Raw genomic sequence first — 17,724 nt, 5'->3', positions numbered from 1 at the left:
CCGAATCGGGGGGCGGATAATTCCGGGGTACGGCCCTGAGAACCCCTTTCGGGACATCCGTCCCGCCCCGGCCGAGAGGACGATCATGAGTACGGCGAGCACGCGGCGGCCCGAGAGCCGCTACGGCCGCTCCTCGGACGAGCGCGCCGACCGCACGCTCAAGGTCGTCGGCGCCGCCCTCGGGGCGGTACTGCTGGCGGTGATCGGCTACTTCGGCTATCACTACGTCGGCCAGAACAAGATCAGCGCCGAGGTGATCGAGTTCGACGCCGGGAAGAACGCGGTGAAGGTGCATCTGGAGGTCCGCAAGGACGCCGGCGCCTCCGGCTACTGCACGCTGCGCTCCCAGGCGGAGAGCGGCGCCGAGGTGGGGCGGGCCGACTTCCGCTTCGACGGCGACGCGACCCGGATCGACAAGGTCGTCACGCTCCGTACGACGTCCCCGGGAACGACGGCCGAGCTGCTCGGCTGCCACGCCGACTGACCGGACAGTCCGGAACTGGCCGACCTTGGCCGACACCGACAGCCTTTGTCCGGAATACGTGTGCACTGACCTGCGTTGACGTGATTCTGATGGCTTATGTCCTCCCCCTTCGGCCGTTGAATTGTTAGGCTCGTGGTTTCGCCCATCCATGAAGGAACATCCTTCTGGGTAGGGCGATGCTTTGTATTCCCAGTACCTACGAGGAGCACCTGTGACCCAGACCAGCGAGAACGTCACCTGGCTGACCCAGGAGGCGTACAACCAGCTCAAGGCCGAGCTGGAGCACCTGTCTGGTCCTGCGCGCACGGAGATCGCCGCCAAGATCGCGGCCGCGCGCGAGGAGGGCGACCTGCGCGAGAACGGCGGGTACCACGCTGCCAAGGAGGAGCAGGGCAAGCAGGAGCTCCGTGTGCGCCAGCTGACCCAGCTCCTGGAGAACGCCAAGGTCGGCGAGGCGCCGGCGTCGGCGGACGGTGCGGTGGCGCCCGGCATGGTCGTGACGATCGCCTTCGACGGTGACGAGGACGACACGATGACCTTCCTGCTCGCCTCGCGCGAGTACGCAAGCTCGGACATCGAGACGTACTCCCCGCAGTCCCCGCTGGGTTCCGGCGTGATCGGCCACAAGGTCGGCGAGGACGCGGAGTACGAACTGCCGAACGGCAAGACCGCCTCGGTGAAGATCCTTAAGGCCGAGCCCTACAGCGGCTGACCCGGGCCGTGCGGCGCTTGCCGCGGCCGGCATCCCTATTTACGAGCCCCCGGCGCCCACCAGCGCCGGGGGCTTCGTCATGCCGTCGCCGAGCGGTACTTCCGAACCGCCAGGGTGCGGAAGACGACGATGATCAGGACCGAGTAGATCAGCGAGGCCCACACCGGGTGTTGCATGGGCCAGGCGTCCGACGGTGAGACGCCCGGGTTGGCGAAGAGCTCGCGGCAGGCCTGCACCGTGGCACTGAAGGGGTTCCAGTCGGCGACGTGCCGCAGCCACGGGGTCATGTGGCTGGTGTCCACGAACGCGTTCGAGATGAACGTGACCGGGAAGAGCCAGATCAGTCCGCTGGACGTGGCCGCCTCGGGCGTACGGACGGACATGCCGATCAGGGCGCCGATCCAGGTGAACGCGTACCCGAGCAGGAGCAGCAGTCCGAAGGCCCCCAGCACCCGGCCGGCGTTGGTGCTGCCGTCCGACCCGACACGCCAGCCGACCAGCAGGGCGACCACCGCCAGGACGACCAGGGTCAGGGCGGTCTGGACGAGGTCGGCGAAGGTACGCCCGGTGAGCACCGCGCCTCTCGCCATGGGCAGGGAGCGGAAGCGGTCGATGAGCCCCTTGTGCATGTCGTCGGCGATGCCCGCGCCGGAGCTGGCGGTGGCGAAGGTGACGGTCTGCGCGAAGATGCCCGCCATCAGGAAGTTCTTGTAGTCGACGGCGCTGGTGCTGCTGCCGATCTGCATGGATCCGCCGAAGACGTAGGTGAACAGCACCACGAACATGATCGGCTGGATCAGGCCGTAGATGATCATCTCGGGGATCCGGGACATCCGGATCAGATTGCGTTTCGCAACGACGACCGAGTCCCGCACGGACTGGCTGACCGGGTTCGTGGCCGGCGCGACCCGCACGGCGTCGAGAGCACTCATTTGGCGGCCTCCTTGCCGTTCTCCACGTCCTTCACCTCGGCCACGTGTCCTGTCAGGGACAGGAAGACGTCGTCGAGGGTCGGGCGACGCAGTCCGATGTCGTCGATCTCGATGCCCCGGGTGTCGAGTTCGCGGATGACCTCGGCGAGGAGCTTGGCGCCTCCGGTCACGGGGACGGTGAGCTTGCGCATGTGCTCCTCGACCGTCGTGTCGCCCTTGCCGAAGCCGCGCAGCACCTCGGAGGCTGCCTGGATCTCGTCGCGCTCGTGCACCACGAGCTCGACGCGCTCGCCGCCGGTGCGGGCCTTGAGCTGGTCGGAGGTGCCGGTGGCGATGACATGGCCGTGGTCGACGACCGCGATCTCGTGCGCGAGGTGGTCGGCCTCTTCGAGGTACTGGGTGGTCAGCAGCAGTGTCGTACCGCCCGAGACCAGGCGCTTTATGACCTCCCACAGCATCTGGCGGTTGCGTGGGTCGAGGCCGGTCGTCGGCTCGTCCATGAACATCACGGGCGGCGAGACCACCAGGGCGGCCGCCAGGTCGAGGCGGCGCCGCATGCCGCCGGAGTAGGTCTTCGTGGGACGGTCGGCGGCGTCGGCGAGGTCGAACTGCTCCAGCAGCTCGCCCGCGCGGGCTTTCGCCGCCTTGGCCCTCATCTGGTAGAGCTGGCCGACCATCTGCAGGTTCTCGCGGCCGGTGAGGTACTCGTCCACCGCCGCGAACTGTCCGGACAGACCGATGGAACGGCGCACGGCGTCGGGGTTCTTGAGGACGTCGATGCCCGCGACGACCGCCGAGCCGCTGTCGGGGCGCAGCAGAGTCGTCAGACAGCGGACGGCCGTCGTCTTGCCCGCGCCGTTCGGCCCCAGCAGGCCCAGGACCGTGCCCTCGGGAACATCGAGGTCGACGCCGTCCAGAGCCCTTACGTCACCGAAGGTCTTCACCAGGCCTTCGGCATAGATGGCGCCTGGCATATGAATCTCCACGTCTTCGGGGAAACTTCGGAAAGCCTAGGTTTTGGCACTGTTCGTTCCGCGCCATGACTCGGCGCTGTGGCGTAATTACGAGACACACCATAACGCGATGTATCGCGTCTCTCAACGGGATTTCCCGAACGAGTGACAAAGTGACTCCGACCTGCGCTTTCGCCCGCCGGGGCCTCGACCGACGACTGCTCGCGTCTCAGCCGATGACCGTGTAGCCCGCCTCGCGCAGGGCTTGGCCGACCTCGACGCAGTGCGTGCGGCCCTTCGTCTCCAGGTGCAGCTCGACCTCCGCCTCCGTGAGCCCGAGCCGCGGGTCGGTCCGTACGTGACTCACATCGAGGACGTTAGCGTCCACCACTGACAACACACCCAAAAGCGTGGCGAGCGCGCCCGGCCGGTCCGTCAGCCGCAGCCGTACGGCGAGGTAGCGGCCCTGTGCGGCCATGCCGTGCCGCAGGACGCGCTGCAACAGCACCGGGTCGACATTGCCGCCGGACAGCACCGCGACGACCGGGCCCTCGAAGGCGCCGGGGTCGCTCAGCAGCGCCGCGACGGGGCTCGCGCCGGCCGGCTCGACGACCAGCTTGGCCCGCTCCAGGCACAGCAACAGGGCAGCGGCCAGCTCGTCCTCGCTGACCGTGCGGACCTCGTCCACCAGGTCGCCGATGATCCGGAACGGCACGTCACCGGGCCTGCCGACCTTGATCCCGTCCGCCATGGTCACAGGGTTGTCGACGGCGACGGGGTGCCCGGCCGCCAGCGAGGGCGGGTACGCCGCCGCGCCGGCCGCCTGGACGCCCACGATCCGCACATCGGGCCGCAGCGACTTCACCGCCATCGCGATACCCGCCGCGAGCCCGCCCCCGCCGATGCCGACGACGATCGTCCGCACCTCCGGGCACTGCTCGAGGATCTCCAGGCCGACCGTGCCCTGGCCCGCGATGATGTCGGGGTGGTCGAAGGGATGGATGAACACCGCGCCCGTCTCGGCGGCGTACTCCTGCGCCGCGGCGAGCGTCTCGTCGACCACCTGGCCGTGCAGGCGCACCTCGGCCCCGTAGTCCTGGGTGGCGCTGATCTTGGGCAGCGGGGCGCCCTTCGGCATGAACACCGTCGAGCGCACGCCGAGCAGCGACGACGCGAGGGCGACGCCCTGCGCGTGGTTGCCGGCGCTCGCGGCCACGACCCCCGCCGCCCGCTCCTCCGGGAGCAGCCCGGCGATCCGGACGTAGCCGCCGCGCAGCTTGAACGATCCCGTCCGCTGGAGGTTCTCGCATTTGAGGTGCACCGGCGCGCCCACCAGCTGGGACAGGTGCCTGCTGCCCTCCATCGCCGTCACGCGCGCCACGCCGGACAGCATCTTCTGGGCCCCGCGCACGTCGTCGAGGGTGACGGGAGGCAAGGAGTCAGCCGTGCTGTAGCTCATGACCCAAGTCTCGCAGTTCACAGGCGCGAGGCCCCGGTGTGACCAAGCACCGAGATGGGTTTACGCAGCGCCGGTACACCCCGCGTCCCGGCCGCGTACCCTGTCCCCCAACCCAGCACCCCCTTCATGAAGTGAGCCTCCGGCCATGCCCACAACACCTGAAATGTCGATGGACATGACGACCGTCGCTGACAGCGGTCTCCTCGACACGCTGCAGCACGAGGTGGCGGTGTTCGCCCGTCGTGCCGAACAGACCCGGCTCGGTGGGGTCGGACAGGTGCGCAACTCCATGGACCGCGCCGCATACCTGCTGCTCAACCGCCTCGACAAGGAAGGCCCTATGGGCGTCAAGGCGCTCGCCGCGAGCATGGGGATCGACTCGTCGACGGTGACCCGGCAGGTGGCGCCGCTCGTCGACACCGGGCTCGTCAAGCGCACCTCGCACCCCGAGGACGGGCGGGCCGTCGTGCTGCAGCTCTCCCCGCGCGGGCAGTCGCGGCTGGAGGAAGTGCGTTCGTCCCGGCGTCAGTTGATGGCCGAACTGACACAGGACTGGGCCCCGGAGGAGCGTGAGGCGTTCTGCACGCTCCTCACTCGCTTCAACACCGCGCTCTCCTCGCGGATGGCGGCGCAGGGCATCTCGGGCACGGACACGCCCACGGCCTCCTGAGCGCCGATTCGGCGCGGCGGGAAGGCCCGTCGCCGTGCGGAATCCGCCGCCCGCACACGCGCGTACTCGTGTGATCCGCTCCCGGCCCTTGACCCCGGGCCGTCACTGGCCTCATATGAAACCGGGTCCTCCTCGTGCGCGGCCGAAACGCGTCACGCGCGGGGGCCGGGGTCCGGTTGGTCAGGGTCGGTCAGGCGGGAGGGGCGGTGGGACGACGGCGCGTGGTCCAGGACGCCCGCCGGGACCGCGAGTTCGCGGCGTTCGTCGCGGGCGCGGCAGGGCGGCTGCTGCATGCCGCCACGCTGCTCACCGCTGAGCCGCCGGGCGACAACCCGCGCGCGCGGCGCCTGCTGACGCTGGCCCTCGCGCACACGTACGCGTGCTGGGACCGACTGCGTGGCGAGGACCCGTACGACCGCACCCGCCAGTACCTGGCCACCCGCTTCTCCCGGGCCGTATGGCACCAGTACGGCCCTCTCGGCGCCCTCGGCCGGTCCCGCCCGGATCCCGACAGCCCGCTCGCCCGGCTCTCCCCGCGAGAACGCCTGATCCTGGTCCTGCGGCTGTACGAGGGGGTCGCCGAGGAGCAGGCGGCGGCCCTGCTCGGGCTGCCCAGGGAGCGCGTCCACGCGATCTGCGACCGGGCGACGGCGACCCTGCTGCATCCTCCGCGAGAGCCCGCGCCCACGGTGCTGGGTCCGAAGGTGGTGTCGCCGTGAATCGCGCCGAACGGGAAGCGGCCGCACGGCGGATCATGGAGCGCACGCCGCCGCCGGTGCCGCCGGAGCTGCACGCGGAGGCCGTGCGGCGCGGCGGCCGCATGCTGCGCCGTAGGAAGGCCGCCGTGCTGCTGATGTGGCTGGTGCTGTTCGCCGCGACGATGGCGTTCGTGGTGTGGGCGCTGACGGCCCGCCCCTGGGTGGAGCCGCCGTCGGAGACGACTCCACCGCTGACGGGCTGGTGACCCCTACCTCCGGTCCCCTGCCCTTCCTTCGGCCCTGGCCTAGCCGAGCGCCTGCTGGAGGTCCTCCAGCAGGTCCTCGACGTTCTCGATGCCCACGGAGAGGCGGACGAGGTCGGCGGGGACCTCGAGGGCGGAGCCTGCCACGGACGCGTGGGTCATGCGGCCGGGGTGCTCGATGAGGGACTCGACGCCGCCCAGGGACTCGCCGAGCGTGAACACCTTGGCGCGGTTGCAGACCTCGACGGCCGCCTCCTCACCGCCGGTGACCCGGAAGGAGACCATGCCGCCGAACGCCTTCATCTGCTTGGCGGCGACCTCGTGTCCGGGGTGCTCGGGCAGGCCCGGGTACAGCACGCTCGTCACGCGCGCGTGCCGGGTCAGCATGTCGGTGATCTTCGTGGCGTTCTCGCTGTGCCGGTCCATGCGCACCGACAGCGTCTTGGTGCCGCGCAGCACCAGCCAGGAGTCGAAGGGCCCGGCGACCGCACCCATCGCGTTCTGGTGGAAGGCCAGTTCGTCGCCCAGGCCCGCGTCGCTGACGATCAGCGCACCGCCGACGACGTCGGAGTGGCCGCCCATGTACTTGGTGAGGGAGTGCACCACGACGTCCGCGCCGAGGGACAGCGGCTGCTGCAGATACGGCGTGGCAAAGGTGTTGTCGACGACGAGCTTCGCGCCGGCGTCCCGGGCGATCTGGGCGACGGCCGCGATGTCGGTGATGCCGAGCAGCGGGTTGGAGGGGGTCTCCACCCACACGATCTTGGTCTTCGGGGTGATGGCGGCCCGGACGGCGGACGGATCGCTGGTGTCGGCGACCGACCACTCCACGCCCCACCGCGCGACGACCTTCGCGAACAGCCGGAACGTGCCGCCGTACGCGTCATTGGGGATGACCACGTGGTCGCCGGGGCTGAGCAGCGTACGCAACAGGCAGTCCTCGGCCGCCAGTCCGGACGCGAACGCGAGGCCGCGGCGGCCGCCCTCCAGGGCCGCGAGGTTCTCCTCCAGGGCGGTCCTCGTCGGATTGGCGCTACGGCTGTACTCGTAGCCGCCGCGCAGGCCGCCGACGCCGTCCTGCTTGTAGGTCGAGACCTGGTAGATCGGCGGGACGACCGCGCCGGTGAGGGGATCGGCGGTGTTCCCCGCATGGATCGCGAGGGTCTCGAAGTGCTGACTGATGTGCCTGTCGCTCATGGGCACCGAGCGTAATGCGCGAACGGGGCGGATGCCGTACGACGGGGATTCCGGCCCGGCTCGGCCCGCTCGGCCCGCTCACCACGGACCCGTTTTCCACAGGCACGCACTCCACGGAACTCGTTTTCCACAGGCTGCCCGACCTCGTTCGCCAATTGTCGGCGGCGTCTGGAACGCTGGAGGCATGGAAATTCTCTGGGTCCTGATCGCGCTGGTCATGATCGGCTTTGTGGTCGTGCCGTTCATGAGGCGCAGGCGGGGCATGATCGAGCAGGTCCACCCCGGCCACCCGGACGCCGCGGACCCGGCGAATTACGGCTTCGTACGGCAGGAGGAGCTGGACGTCCGCATGCCCGGCCCCGACCAGGACCTGCTGGACGTCCTGGACCTGGTGCAGCGCACGCAGGACTACAAGGCGGCGTCCCAGCTCCTCGCTGGCACCGAGGCGGAGGGCGAGCAGCGCTGGCAGCGCGTGCAGGCCTTCGCGGGCGCCGCGTCGCTGGAGCTGCAGCAGCGGCCCGGCGGCGTGAGTGAGTCGCCGGGCGGGCAGTGGCTGCGGGTGTGGCGCACCGAGCAGCCCAAGGACGCCGGCGGGGCGGCGGTGCACGCGGAGTTCCTGGTGCAGCAGGCGTGGCGCACGGCGACGCCGGGCACGGACGAGTTCCGGATCATCATGGAGGAGGCGAAGTCGGCGTGCGGCGAGGCGGCGCTGCTCGCCCCCGGTGACCCGATTCCGTACATCGTCGAGCTGTCGGTCGCGCGAGGACTCGCCTACTCGCGGCCGGAGTTCGAGCAGCTCTGGCTGAAGATCCTGGACCGTGCCCCGTCCCACATGGGCGCGCACCTGGCGGCCCTGCACTACTGGTGCGAGAAGTGGCACGGCTCGCGCCAGCTGGCGTACGAGTTCGCCGAAGCGGCGGCGGCTCGCGCACCCCAGGGCTCCCTCCTCGCCGCCATGCCGCTGTTCGCGGTCTTCGAGCACCTGCCCGAGGTGAACCTGGTCAGCGGTTTCTACCAGAGCGAGGTCGTGACGAAGGCGATCCACGGCGCGCTGTACGCGGTGCACGCGGCCCGCCCCGACGACCCGATGCTGGCGCACGTACGCCATCTGCTGGTGTTCTTCCTGGTCCGCGGCGAGCGCTGGGCCGAGGCCATGGACCAGTTGATACACGTCGACGGCCACATCGGCGCCCTCCCCTGGACCCTGTCGCCCGACCCGGCCGCCGAGTTCGCGGTCTACCGGGCACTGGCCGTGGCGGGTTACGAGGCCAACGGCGGCAGCCCGGCGACCCTGCCGCACTGAGCCGCGCACCCACCCCCAAGAATCCGCATTGCCGCACTGACCTGCGGTAGGGCATACTCCGCTTCCCCCCACAACACTTCGTCATGTCCATTTCTTGTGGGGGGAATCGCCCAGCTCGGGGGCAACTCTGCGTGCGGTGCGCGCGCTCATCCTGCTCGCCGGCTTCCATCTGCTCGGCTTCGCCATGCTCGGCGCGCTCGTCGCCGTCGACTGGGCCGTCGCGGCGGGCGGGGTCGGGAGCGTCACCACCAAGGTGTGGATCGTCAGCGCGCCTGCTGGCGATCCCCATCGTGCAGGGCATGTTCGCGCTGCGCACGCCCAAGGACGAGCCGCTGCCCGGCCTGCCCGTGACCGAGCAGCAGGAGCCGGCGCTCTGGGCGGCCGTACGCACCCTGGCCGAGGAGACCGGGACCCGCGTGCCGGACGAGATCGTCCTGACCTCGGACGTGAACGCGGCCGTCGCCGAGGACGCGACGTTCGGCCTCCCGGATCCAGTCGCTGACGAAGGAGACAGTACGACCGCCGGACTTCCAGGACCTGCCCTCAGGACCGGCACAGGTGCGAAGTCGCCCGTGAGGCTTTGACCTTGACACGGTGACAAGGCCTTGACTGTGTGCCGAGGAGGTGGTCCCCATGACCATGACGGGGCAGGACACGGAGGCGACACGAGCGCTCCAAGCGCTGGACGACGGCCGTTCGTCCGTGCGGCTGCGGGCGGCTCTGGCGGTCGGCACGACGCCGGATCCGCGATTCGTCGACAAGCTCGTCGAGCGATGCGCGATCGAGCCCGAGTTCTTCGTCCGCGACACGCTGACCTGGGCGCTCACCCGCCACCCGGTGTCCCTGACGCTCCCCCGGCTGCTTGGCGAAGTCCGCTCGGAGCGGGCGCAGGCACGGAGCCAGGCGCTGCACACGCTGTCCAAGATCGGGGACCGGCAGGCGTGGCCGGCGATCACGCGGGCGCTCCTGTCCGACTCCGACGAGGAGGTGGCGCGGAGCGCCTGGCGGGCCGCTGTCGTGCTCGTGCCGGACGGCGAGGAGTCCGGGCTGGCCGCCGTACTGGCGACACAGCTCGGGCGCGGTGAGCGGGAGACGCAGCTGAGCCTCAGCCGAGCGCTGGTCGCCCTGGGTGACGCCGCTGTGCCGGCACTGCGCGCCGCGACGACAGCTGGTGACCGGCATGTGCGCACGCACGCCCTCGCCACGGAACGGCTGCTGAACGACCCCGATGCCGGGTTCGAGTTCGCGATCGAGGAGGCGAAGCGCATCGTGGCCCTCGGCGGATCCGGCCAGGAGGGACGATAGGAAGTGTTGATCGGTGAGGTGGCGCGACGGTCCGGGGTCAGTGCCCGCATGCTCAGGCACTACGAGTCGCTCGGCCTGTTGCGGCCCTCGGGTCGTACGGGCTCCGGCTATCGGGAGTACTCCGGTGACGACATCCGGCGGATCTTCCACATCGAGAGCCTGAGGTCGCTGGGGCTGTCGCTGCGTGAGATCGGACGCGCGCTCGACGATCCCGGCTTCACGCCCTCGGCGCTCGTCGACGATCTCATCCGTCAGACACACGAACGCATCGCGGCCGAGACCGAGCTGCTCACACGGCTCCGCCGGATCGATGCCGCGGAACCCGCCGGCTGGGAGGACGTCCTCCAGGTCGTCGCGTTCCTCCAGGCGCTGGGGTCGAAGAGCGCTGCCGCCCGCCAGCGCGCGGCCCTCTCCTCGGCCGGCGAGGTTCCGGTGCCGGTGGAAGCCCTGGTGGAGGCGGTACTGCGGGAGTCGGAGCCGAACGTCGCCGGAGCTCTTCGATGGGCGCTGGCGCGTTCGGGCGACGACGGCACGGCACTGCTGGCTGATGGCCTCGCGTCACCGGTGGCCGCCGTGCGGGAACGAGCTGTTCAGTCCCTCGCCGAGATGCCCGGTGATGAGGCCACCGCCCGGCTGCGGGACGCCCTTGCGAACCCCGACGCCGTGGTCCGCGGCCATGCGGCTCTGGCGCTCGGGACGCGTGGAGTGGCCGAGGCGATCCCGGTGCTCATCGACATGATCGTGGCGGGAAGGAACGACACCGATGCCGCCGATGCACTGAGCATGCTGGCGAGCGACACAGCGACGGTGGATCAGATCGCCGTGGATCAGATCGCCGTGGATCGAATCGCCGTAGATCGAATCACCGCGAATCAGATCCCCGTGGATCGAATCGCCGCGAATCAGATCGCCACCGGGCTCGTCGACCGCCTCGCCCACGACAGCACCGAAGCGCCCGCACGCGTACGACTGACCCAGGCGCTGGCGGACATCCCGGGGAGCACGGCCTCCGATGCCCTCGTGGAGCTGGCGCAGGACGGGGACCGTGCCGTTGCGCTGACCGCGACGTACCTTCTCCGGCTGCGCGACGCACGGTGACGGACGGATTCATCCTGGGGTGCCGCGGAAACGGCGGAGCCTGTGTCAGTCAGCCTCCGCCGTCCGCCGGGCCGCCTCCCGGTCAGCCCTCGGCGCGGGCGGGCAGCCGCCATCCCGGGCGCGGGAAGTGGCAGGTGTAGCCGTCCGGGTAACGCTGCAGGTAGTCCTGATGCTCGGGCTCGGCCTCCCAGAAGGGGCCCACCGGCTCGACCTCGGTGACCACCTTGCCCGGCCACAGGCCGGAGGCGTCCACGTCCGCGATCGTGTCCTCGGCGATCCGCTTCTGCTCGTCGTCCACGTAGTAGATCGCCGAGCGGTAGCTGAGGCCTATGTCGTTGCCCTGGCGGTTCTTCGTGCTCGGGTCGTGGATCTGGAAGAAGAACTCCAGGAGCGCGCGGTAATCCGTCTGCGAAGGGTCGTAAAGGATCTCGATCGCCTCCGCGTGCGTGCCGTGGTTGCGGTACGTCGCGTTCGGCACGTCACCCCCGGTGTAGCCCACCCGGGTCGCCGTCACGCCGGGAAGTCGGCGGATCAGCTCCTCCATCCCCCAGAAGCATCCGCCCGCCAGCACGGCCCTCTGCGTCTGCGCAGCCATCGTGGCCCTCCAATATCTGTCAGCTCGGTCACTCGGGCTGCTCTGCTCGCACACACCGGCATCCCATGCCCACCTTCCTCAACGCATGAGGGGGCCGGGCGATTCCGAGTCGGGCTTCGTATAGAGCACCTCCCGCGCCTGCTCCGCGGCGCGGGCCGTGCTTTCGGAGACGAAGTCGAGGAAGCGGGCGATGTTGTCGAGGCGGGTTGCGGCCGGCGTGCCGGGGCCGAGGACGCCGACGCCCTGTCGTGCGGTCACGACGACCTGCGCGATGGCGCGTGCGCTGGCCATCAGCGACTCGTACCAGACGTCGTCGTCGACGACGTAGCGCTCGCGGCGGCGCTCGTCGCGTTCCCGGCGGACGAAGCCCTGGCTGTCGAGGAACGTGATCGCCTTGGAGATGGACGCCGGGCTGACCTGAAGGCGCTGGACGAGTTCGGACGCGGTGAGGCTGCCCGCGTCGGTGATGGTGAGGCAGGCCATCACCCTGGACATCATCTTGGGCATGCCCGACTGCATGAAGACGGTCGTGAGCAGCTCCTCGTACTCGCGTACGGCCTCGGCGTCACGTCCGTGAGCCTGCGGGGGTGCCTCCGATCCCCGGGGGGCGGCCTGCCTGCGCCGGTGGGCGCGGCGTTCGGTGGCGCGGTGGGCGAGGTCGGAGCGGTAGGCCGTCGGGCCGCCGTTGCGCATCACCTCGCGCGTGACCGTCGAGGTCGGACGGTCGAGGCGTCTGGCGATCTCCGCGTAGGCGAGGCCGTCGGCCAGTCCCAGCGCGATCTGCTGGCGTTCCTGCTGGGTGAGTCTGCCTCCGGGCACCACGATCTCCTTCGCACTTTCCTGGTGTCGCCCAGCATAGCGTTCACTTTCATTCCATTGCAACGAGCAGGCTGATTTTGTTGCATTAAGCTCAGGGCCGTTGCAACGATATCCAATGCTTGAGCTGCACTGATGCCACCAATACGCAACGACTTCATTGCGCGATCCTTGAATGCAACGTAGCTTTTCCTTCATCGGAAACAGCGAGTCAAGGAGAGCACGATGCAGAAGTTCGACACCCCCGCCCCCGTCTCCGCCGTCCTCGACATCCCCGCCGGACGCATCCGCTTCATCGCCGCCGACCGGGCCGACACCACCGTCGAGGTCCTGCCCGCGGACCCCTCCAAGAGCCGCGACGTGCAGGCGGCGGAGCAGACCGAGGTCGCCTACGGCGACGGCGTCCTGCGCATCGAGGTCCCGGCGGCGAAGAACCGGGTCCTCGGCGCCTCCGGGTCGATCGAGGTGACGGTCCAACTGCCCGTCGGCTCCCGCGTCGAGGCGACGGCGGCAGCCGCCGAACTCCGCGGCGTCGGACGGCTCGGCGACGTCGCCTTCGAAGGCGCGCAGGGCACGGTCAAGCTCGACGAGACCGCCGGCGGCCGCCTCACCCTGCAGGCCGGTGACATCACGGTCGGCCGCCTCACCGGACCGGCGGAGATCAGCACCCTGAAGGGCGACCTCCACATCACCGAAGCCGTGCGCGGCACCGTCGCGCTGCGCACCGAGCACGGCGAGATCTCGGTCGGCGCCGCCCGCGGGGTCTCCGCCTCCCTGGACGCCGGCACCGCGTACGGCCGGATCCACAACACGCTCAGGAACGCCGACGGCGCCGCCGCCGGCCTGAGCATCCACGCGACCACCGCCTACGGCGACATCACCGCCCGAAGCCTCTGAACCGTCCGCAGCCTGTAGAAGGAGCACACCTCATGACCAACGTGGCCATCGCGGCGAACGGTCTGCGCAAGTCGTACGGCGACAAGCTGGTCCTCGACGGCATCGACGTGGCCGTGCCGGAAGGAACGGTCTTCTCCCTGCTCGGTCCGAACGGTGCCGGCAAGACCACGGCCGTGAAGATCCTGTCCACCCTCATCACCGCGGACGGCGGGCAGGCCCAGGTCGCGGGTCACGACCTCGCCGCCGACCCGCAGGCCGTGCGTGCCGCGATCGGGGTCACCGGGCAGTTCTCCGCCGTCGACGGGCTGATCACCGGCGAGGAGAACATGCTCCTCATGGCGGACCTGCACCACCTGTCCAAGCGCGAGGGGCGGCGCGCCGCCGCCGAGTTGCTGGAGCGCTTCGACCTCACCGAGGCCGCGAAGAAGCCCGCCTCCACCTACTCCGGCGGCATGAAGCGGCGCCTGGACATCGCCATGACCCTGGTCGGCAACCCGCAGATCATCTTCCTCGACGAGCCGACCACCGGCCTCGACCCGCGCTCCCGGCACAACATGTGGCAGATCATCCGCGAGCTCGTCTCCGGCGGCGTCACCGTCTTCCTCACCACGCAGTACCTGGAGGAGGCCGACGAACTCGCCGACCGGATCGCCGTGCTCAACGACGGGAAGATCGCCGCCGAGGGCACCGCCGAAGAGCTCAAGCGGCTCATCCCCGGCGGACACATCCGGCTCCGCTTCACCGACCCGGCCACCTACCGGAACGCCGCCACCGCACTGCGGGAAGCCACCCGAAACGACGAGGCCCTCGCCCTGCAGATCCCCAGCGACGGCAGCCAGCGCGAGCTGCGCTCCATCCTCGACTGGCTCGACGCCGCCGGCATCGAAGCCGACGAACTCACCGTCCACACCCCCGACCTCGACGACGTCTTCTTCGCCCTGACCAGCGGCACCGCCATCCCCAACCAGCCGAACCAGCCGAACCAGTCCAAGGAGAACGTCCGATGAGCTCCCTCTCCCTCGCCGTACGCGACTCGTCGACGATGCTGCGCCGCAACCTCCTGCACGCCCGGCGCTACCCCTCCCTCACCCTGAACCTGCTGCTCACGCCGATCATGCTCCTGCTGCTCTTCGTCTACATCTTCGGCGACACCATGAGCGCAGGCATCGGCGGCGGCGGCGCGGACCGCTCGAAGTACATCGCCTACATCGTCCCCGGCCTGCTGCTGATGACCATCGGCAGCACCACCATCGGCACCGCCGTGTCCGTCGCCACCGACATGACCGAGGGCATCATCGCCCGCTTCCGCACCATGGCCATCCACCGCGGATCGGTCCTCATCGGACACGTCATCGGCAGCGTGCTGCAGTCGATCACCAGCGTGGTCCTCGTCGGCGCCGTCGGCGTGGCCATCGGCTTCCGCTCCACCGACGCCACCCTCCTGGAATGGCTCGCCGCGTTCGGACTGCTCGTGCTCTTCGCCACGGCACTCACCTGGATCGCGGTCGGCATGGGCCTGTCCAGCCCGAACGCCGAGGCCGCCAGCAACCAGGCGATGCCCCTGATCCTGCTGCCCCTCCTGTCCAGCGCCTTCGTGCCGATCAACGCCATGCCGGGCTGGTTCCAGCCGATCGCCGAGTACCAGCCCTTCACTCCGGCCATCGAGACCTTGCGCGGACTGCTCCTCGGCAGCGAGATCGGCCACAACGGGTGGCTGGCCGTGGCCTGGTGCCTGGGCCTCGCGGTGCTCGGGTGCCTCTGGTCGACCTCGAAGTTCAACGACGACCCGAAGTAACTGCCATGACAACGCGGGCCACCCCCGCAACTCGCTTCACCAGAGGGCGGCGACCGCTGAGGTCACCGCCCTCCAGGGGCTGCAATGGCCAGGACGCGGTCACTCAGTACGGGCAGTTCGGAGCGGATTCGGGCGACCTGGGTCATGTCGCAGTCCACCGTCAGCGTCTCCTGTGCGGTGCCGGCTCGCCCAGCACGGTTCCCCACGGGTCGACGGCCATGCTGTGTCCGCCCTGCCGCCTGCCGCCGTGCTCACCGGTCGCGCAGCAGGCCAGGAGGAAGACCTGCTCCTCCAGGGCTCTCGTGCGAGTGAGGAGATGCCCATGGCTGAGACGAGCCGCGGGCCAGGCGGCGGGCACCACGATCAACTCCGCGCCCGCGTCGAGCAGACCTCGGAAGAGTCCGGGCAAGAGCAGGCCGAAGCAGAGGCGAGGCCGATCGCGCCGAAGTCGGTGGGGACGGTGCCGATGTCGTCGCCACCGCCCGTGAGGGTGGCCTCGCCGGTGTCGAAGCCGTACCGATGGATCTTGCGACAGCGGCCGCGCAGGTCGCCGGACCGGTCGAAGAGAAGAGCGGAGTTGTACAGCGTCCCGTCCCCGTCCCGCTCGACGATCGATCCGGCATGGAGCCACGTGCCGGCCTGGCGTGCGGCGGCGGACATGGCCTCGGCGGTGGGGCCGTCGGCCGCTTCGGCATCCCGCCCCCAACCGTCGTACGACCACGCGCCGGCCGTCCACAGTCCAGGCAGAACCACCAGATCGTCGCCCCTGCGCTCGCGGACCAGCGCAGCTGCCCTCCGGCGGCGCTCGTCGGCGGAATCCGACGCGTCCACGGAGAGCCGTATCAGCGAGGCACGCATGGCCGTCACCTCCGTGACCGTCCCCCGTCCACGAGCGTAGGGCGGCAACCGGTCTTCCGCGCGATTGTCGGACCCTGCTGCTTTCATGGGGGCATGGCCAACAGAAGCGTCGTCGTGGAGCGGCATATCGCCGCAGGTCAGGGTCCTGTGTGGGAGGCCGTGACCGACCTTCGGGGTATGGAGCGCATGCTCAGTGGGGTGTCGAAGGTCGAGGTGCTCACGGACGGCGCCTTCGGCGTCGGGACGCGGTGGCGCGAGACCCGGAAGATGTTCGGGAAGGAGGCCACCGAGGAGATGTGGGTGACCGCCTGTGAGCCGCCCGAGCGGTATGTCGTGGAGGCCGAGTCGCACGGGACCCACTACGTCTCGGAGTGGATGCTCCTCGCGGACGGGCCGTCGGCGACGACCGTCCGCATGACGTTCTCGGGCGAGCCCGTCGCGGGCTCCGGTGGCTTCGCGGGGCTGCTCGCGAAGATTCTCGGCGGCGTGGGTGCGCGGGCGGTACGCAAGGCCATCGCGAAGGACCTGGACGACGTCGCGTCGGCAGTCGAGGGCCGAAAGCCGTAGACGTGGTCGTAGACGTCGGGGCTGGGCGTCGTCCGGCCGGTCCGCCCCTCCCGTCCTCCCTCCCCTACGGCGCCGACGGACCCGTACCCGCAGCCCCCGCGGCCCCCGCCTTCGTCGCATCCGCGCCCCAGCTCGCCAGCAACCGCAGCGCCTCCGCCGACGGTGACCCCGGCTCCGCGTGGTACGTGATCAGGACCTGTTCCGAGCCGTCGGCCAGGCGGAACGACTCGAAGTTCAGGGTCAGTTCGCCCACCAGGGGGTGCCGCAGGCGCTTGACGCCGTAGCTCTTCTCCTTGACGTCGTGGTTGGCCCACAGCCGCCGGAACTCCTCGCTCTTGAGGGAGAGCTCGCCGACCAGGGCGGACAGCCGCGGGTCGTCGGAGTGGCAGCCGGCGTCCATGCGCAGGAAGGCGACCATGTCGGACGCCTTCTGGTCCCACTCCACGAACAGGTCGCGGTACTCCGGCTTCAGGAACACCAGCCGCGCCCAGTTCCGCTCCTGCGCCGGCAGCTCCGACCAGTCGCCGAAGACCGCCGCCGCCATCCGGTTCCAGGCGAGGATGTCCGAGCGCCGGCCCGAGATGTACGCGGGGACGCCGTCGATCGAGTCCAGCAGTTGCCGCAGCGCCGGCCGCACCTGCTCCGTCCGCGCGGCCGGCTTCTTCTTGTGCTGCTTCGGCTTCGCGAGATGCGTGAGGTGGGAGTGCTCGGCGTCGCTCAGGCGCAGCGCGCGGGCGATCGCGTCCAGGACCTCCGCAGAGACGTTGCGCCCGTTGCCCTGCTCCAGGCGCGTGTAGTACGCCACTGACACCCCGGCCAGCTGGGCCAGCTCCTCGCGCCGCAGCCCCGGCACCCTGCGGTGCCGCCCGAAGTCCGGAAGCCCGACGTCCTCCGGCTTCAGCCGGGCGCGCCGGGTGCGCAGAAACTCGCTGAGCTCGGCGCGCCGGTCCAGGCCTGCGCCGGTGTCGGCGGCTCCCTTCATCGATTCGGGCTGTTCGTCCATGCCTCAAGTATTCCCGGTCGTACGCACACCAGCCTGTCCCCGTCAGTGGTAGGACCGGCGGACGTACGAACAACCGGGGGCTGGGTACTTTCTGCGCCCTCCACCAGGCTGAATGACGT

At 70.0% G+C, this 17,724-nt stretch carries 20 protein-coding genes and 1 pseudogene; 13 read left to right on the top strand and 8 right to left on the bottom strand.

Going from position 1 to position 17,724, the window contains the following annotated elements; genetic code table 11:
* Nucleotides 1-85 precede the first annotated feature (85 nt).
* Both AB5J55_RS26910 and greA read left to right on the top strand, forming a co-directional pair.
* On the top strand, nt 86-484 hold the full coding sequence (locus AB5J55_RS26910; RefSeq protein ID WP_369273096.1) for a DUF4307 domain-containing protein: 399 nt from the start codon (nt 86-88) through the stop codon (nt 482-484).
* Between the two features lie 211 nt (nt 485-695).
* Nucleotides 696-1,196 carry a transcription elongation factor GreA gene (greA, locus tag AB5J55_RS26905; protein ID WP_369273095.1) on the top strand — a complete coding sequence of 167 codons (501 nt, stop codon included), beginning with the start codon at nt 696-698 and terminating at the stop codon, nt 1,194-1,196.
* 77 nt (nt 1,197-1,273) lie between these two features.
* Here the strand turns inward: greA and AB5J55_RS26900 are convergent, their stop codons facing one another.
* The 3 genes from AB5J55_RS26900 to ilvA all read right to left on the bottom strand — a co-directional run bounded on the left by AB5J55_RS26900 (nt 1,274) and on the right by ilvA (nt 4,540).
* Complete coding sequence (locus tag AB5J55_RS26900) at nt 1,274-2,128, bottom strand: ABC transporter permease (protein WP_369273094.1); 855 nt, start codon at nt 2,126-2,128, stop codon at nt 1,274-1,276.
* The gene (locus AB5J55_RS26895; RefSeq protein WP_369273093.1) at nt 2,125-3,102 is read right to left on the bottom strand and encodes an ATP-binding cassette domain-containing protein; all 978 of its coding nucleotides are present in this window, start codon (nt 3,100-3,102) and stop codon (nt 2,125-2,127) included. The genes AB5J55_RS26900 and AB5J55_RS26895 overlap by 4 nt, the downstream gene beginning before the upstream one ends.
* A gap of 208 nt (nt 3,103-3,310) precedes the next feature.
* Nucleotides 3,311-4,540 carry a threonine ammonia-lyase gene (gene ilvA, locus AB5J55_RS26890; protein WP_369273092.1) on the bottom strand — a complete coding sequence of 410 codons (1,230 nt, stop codon included), beginning with the start codon at nt 4,538-4,540 and terminating at the stop codon, nt 3,311-3,313.
* Nucleotides 4,541-4,703: 163 nt separating this feature from the next.
* Here ilvA and AB5J55_RS26885 point away from each other — a divergent pair, with 163 nt between their 5' ends.
* The 3 genes from AB5J55_RS26885 (at nt 4,704) to AB5J55_RS26875 (ending at nt 6,174) form a co-directional block, all read left to right on the top strand.
* Nucleotides 4,704-5,210: a MarR family winged helix-turn-helix transcriptional regulator gene (locus AB5J55_RS26885; RefSeq protein WP_369276311.1), complete on the top strand. Its 507-nt coding sequence runs from the start codon at nt 4,704-4,706 to the stop codon at nt 5,208-5,210.
* Between the two features lie 206 nt (nt 5,211-5,416).
* On the top strand, nt 5,417-5,929 hold the full coding sequence (locus AB5J55_RS26880) for a sigma factor-like helix-turn-helix DNA-binding protein (protein WP_369273091.1): 513 nt from the start codon (nt 5,417-5,419) through the stop codon (nt 5,927-5,929).
* Complete coding sequence (locus AB5J55_RS26875; protein WP_369273090.1) at nt 5,926-6,174, top strand: hypothetical protein; 249 nt, start codon at nt 5,926-5,928, stop codon at nt 6,172-6,174. Before AB5J55_RS26880 ends, AB5J55_RS26875 begins: the two co-directional genes overlap by 4 nt.
* Nucleotides 6,175-6,213: 39 nt before the next feature.
* Here the strand turns inward: AB5J55_RS26875 and AB5J55_RS26870 are convergent, their stop codons facing one another.
* The gene (locus tag AB5J55_RS26870) at nt 6,214-7,368 is read right to left on the bottom strand and encodes a cystathionine gamma-synthase (protein ID WP_369273089.1); all 1,155 of its coding nucleotides are present in this window, start codon (nt 7,366-7,368) and stop codon (nt 6,214-6,216) included.
* A gap of 184 nt (nt 7,369-7,552) precedes the next feature.
* Between AB5J55_RS26870 and AB5J55_RS26865 the strand changes: the two genes are divergently transcribed.
* The 4 genes from AB5J55_RS26865 to AB5J55_RS26850 all read left to right on the top strand — a co-directional run bounded on the left by AB5J55_RS26865 (nt 7,553) and on the right by AB5J55_RS26850 (nt 11,074).
* Nucleotides 7,553-8,671 (top strand): hypothetical protein, encoded by a 1,119-nt coding sequence (locus tag AB5J55_RS26865; protein WP_369273088.1) that lies wholly within the window; start codon nt 7,553-7,555, stop codon nt 8,669-8,671.
* Between the two features lie 299 nt (nt 8,672-8,970).
* A complete protein-coding gene (locus AB5J55_RS26860; RefSeq protein ID WP_369273087.1) occupies nt 8,971-9,255 on the top strand; it encodes a hypothetical protein in 285 nt (94 codons plus the stop codon).
* Nucleotides 9,256-9,304: 49 nt separating this feature from the next.
* Nucleotides 9,305-9,976 (top strand): HEAT repeat domain-containing protein, encoded by a 672-nt coding sequence (locus AB5J55_RS26855; RefSeq protein ID WP_369273086.1) that lies wholly within the window; start codon nt 9,305-9,307, stop codon nt 9,974-9,976.
* A gap of 3 nt (nt 9,977-9,979) precedes the next feature.
* Nucleotides 9,980-11,074: a MerR family transcriptional regulator gene (locus AB5J55_RS26850; RefSeq protein ID WP_369273085.1), complete on the top strand. Its 1,095-nt coding sequence runs from the start codon at nt 9,980-9,982 to the stop codon at nt 11,072-11,074.
* 82 nt (nt 11,075-11,156) lie between these two features.
* On the opposite strand, the gene msrA is transcribed toward AB5J55_RS26850, so the two are convergent.
* Together msrA and AB5J55_RS26840 are read right to left on the bottom strand one after the other, a co-directional pair.
* Nucleotides 11,157-11,669: a peptide-methionine (S)-S-oxide reductase MsrA gene (gene msrA / locus AB5J55_RS26845; RefSeq protein WP_369273084.1), complete on the bottom strand. Its 513-nt coding sequence runs from the start codon at nt 11,667-11,669 to the stop codon at nt 11,157-11,159.
* Nucleotides 11,670-11,747: 78 nt separating this feature from the next.
* Complete coding sequence (locus AB5J55_RS26840; RefSeq protein ID WP_369273083.1) at nt 11,748-12,488, bottom strand: helix-turn-helix domain-containing protein; 741 nt, start codon at nt 12,486-12,488, stop codon at nt 11,748-11,750.
* A 222-nt stretch (nt 12,489-12,710) separates the two neighbouring features.
* On the opposite strand from AB5J55_RS26840, the gene AB5J55_RS26835 reads away from it, so the two are divergent.
* From AB5J55_RS26835 to AB5J55_RS26825, 3 genes are read left to right on the top strand one after another with little or no spacing between them, the layout of a single operon-like run.
* A complete protein-coding gene (locus AB5J55_RS26835) occupies nt 12,711-13,382 on the top strand; it encodes a DUF4097 family beta strand repeat-containing protein (protein ID WP_369273082.1) in 672 nt (223 codons plus the stop codon).
* Nucleotides 13,383-13,414: 32 nt separating this feature from the next.
* A complete protein-coding gene (locus AB5J55_RS26830; RefSeq protein ID WP_369273081.1) occupies nt 13,415-14,389 on the top strand; it encodes an ATP-binding cassette domain-containing protein in 975 nt (324 codons plus the stop codon).
* Nucleotides 14,386-15,177, top strand: coding sequence for an ABC transporter permease (locus tag AB5J55_RS26825; RefSeq protein WP_369273080.1), 792 nt, complete (start codon nt 14,386-14,388; stop codon nt 15,175-15,177). Before AB5J55_RS26830 ends, AB5J55_RS26825 begins: the two co-directional genes overlap by 4 nt.
* Before the next feature lie 62 nt (nt 15,178-15,239).
* Here AB5J55_RS26825 and AB5J55_RS26820 read toward each other — a convergent pair.
* Nucleotides 15,240-16,035 (bottom strand): annotated as a pseudogene (locus tag AB5J55_RS26820) (nitrilase-related carbon-nitrogen hydrolase).
* Nucleotides 16,036-16,128: 93 nt separating this feature from the next.
* Between AB5J55_RS26820 and AB5J55_RS26815 the strand changes: the two are divergent.
* Nucleotides 16,129-16,602: an SRPBCC family protein gene (locus AB5J55_RS26815; protein WP_369273079.1), complete on the top strand. Its 474-nt coding sequence runs from the start codon at nt 16,129-16,131 to the stop codon at nt 16,600-16,602.
* A gap of 64 nt (nt 16,603-16,666) precedes the next feature.
* Here the strand turns inward: AB5J55_RS26815 and AB5J55_RS26810 are convergent, their stop codons facing one another.
* The gene (locus tag AB5J55_RS26810) at nt 16,667-17,605 is read right to left on the bottom strand and encodes a helix-turn-helix domain-containing protein (RefSeq protein WP_369273078.1); all 939 of its coding nucleotides are present in this window, start codon (nt 17,603-17,605) and stop codon (nt 16,667-16,669) included.
* Between the last annotated feature and the right edge of the window lie 119 nt (nt 17,606-17,724).

Source organism: Streptomyces sp. R11, from assembly GCF_041051905.1.
GTDB lineage: Bacteria > Actinomycetota > Actinomycetes > Streptomycetales > Streptomycetaceae > Streptomyces.
The sequence above is the reverse complement of the archived record's forward strand: the minus strand, read 5'-3'. Positions and strand labels throughout refer to the sequence as shown.

Bases quoted from the DNA above. Each gene is read 5' to 3' on its own strand.
- AB5J55_RS26910 (WP_369273096.1), top strand. From the start codon at position 86: ATGAGTACGGCGAGCACGCGGCGGCCCGAGAGCCGCTACGGCCGCTCC.
- AB5J55_RS26900 (WP_369273094.1), bottom strand. From the start codon at position 2,128: ATGAGTGCTCTCGACGCCGTGCGGGTCGCGCCGGCCACGAACCCGGTC.
- AB5J55_RS26895 (WP_369273093.1), bottom strand. From the start codon at position 3,102: ATGCCAGGCGCCATCTATGCCGAAGGCCTGGTGAAGACCTTCGGTGAC.
- ilvA (WP_369273092.1), bottom strand. From the start codon at position 4,540: ATGAGCTACAGCACGGCTGACTCCTTGCCTCCCGTCACCCTCGACGAC.
- AB5J55_RS26885 (WP_369276311.1), top strand. From the start codon at position 4,704: ATGTCGATGGACATGACGACCGTCGCTGACAGCGGTCTCCTCGACACG.
- AB5J55_RS26870 (WP_369273089.1), bottom strand. From the start codon at position 7,368: ATGAGCGACAGGCACATCAGTCAGCACTTCGAGACCCTCGCGATCCAT.
- AB5J55_RS26865 (WP_369273088.1), top strand. From the start codon at position 7,553: ATGGAAATTCTCTGGGTCCTGATCGCGCTGGTCATGATCGGCTTTGTG.
- AB5J55_RS26860 (WP_369273087.1), top strand. From the start codon at position 8,971: ATGTTCGCGCTGCGCACGCCCAAGGACGAGCCGCTGCCCGGCCTGCCC.
- AB5J55_RS26855 (WP_369273086.1), top strand. From the start codon at position 9,305: ATGACCATGACGGGGCAGGACACGGAGGCGACACGAGCGCTCCAAGCG.
- msrA (WP_369273084.1), bottom strand. From the start codon at position 11,669: ATGGCTGCGCAGACGCAGAGGGCCGTGCTGGCGGGCGGATGCTTCTGG.
- AB5J55_RS26835 (WP_369273082.1), top strand. From the start codon at position 12,711: ATGCAGAAGTTCGACACCCCCGCCCCCGTCTCCGCCGTCCTCGACATC.
- AB5J55_RS26830 (WP_369273081.1), top strand. From the start codon at position 13,415: ATGACCAACGTGGCCATCGCGGCGAACGGTCTGCGCAAGTCGTACGGC.
- AB5J55_RS26825 (WP_369273080.1), top strand. From the start codon at position 14,386: ATGAGCTCCCTCTCCCTCGCCGTACGCGACTCGTCGACGATGCTGCGC.
- AB5J55_RS26815 (WP_369273079.1), top strand. From the start codon at position 16,129: ATGGCCAACAGAAGCGTCGTCGTGGAGCGGCATATCGCCGCAGGTCAG.
- AB5J55_RS26810 (WP_369273078.1), bottom strand. From the start codon at position 17,605: ATGGACGAACAGCCCGAATCGATGAAGGGAGCCGCCGACACCGGCGCA.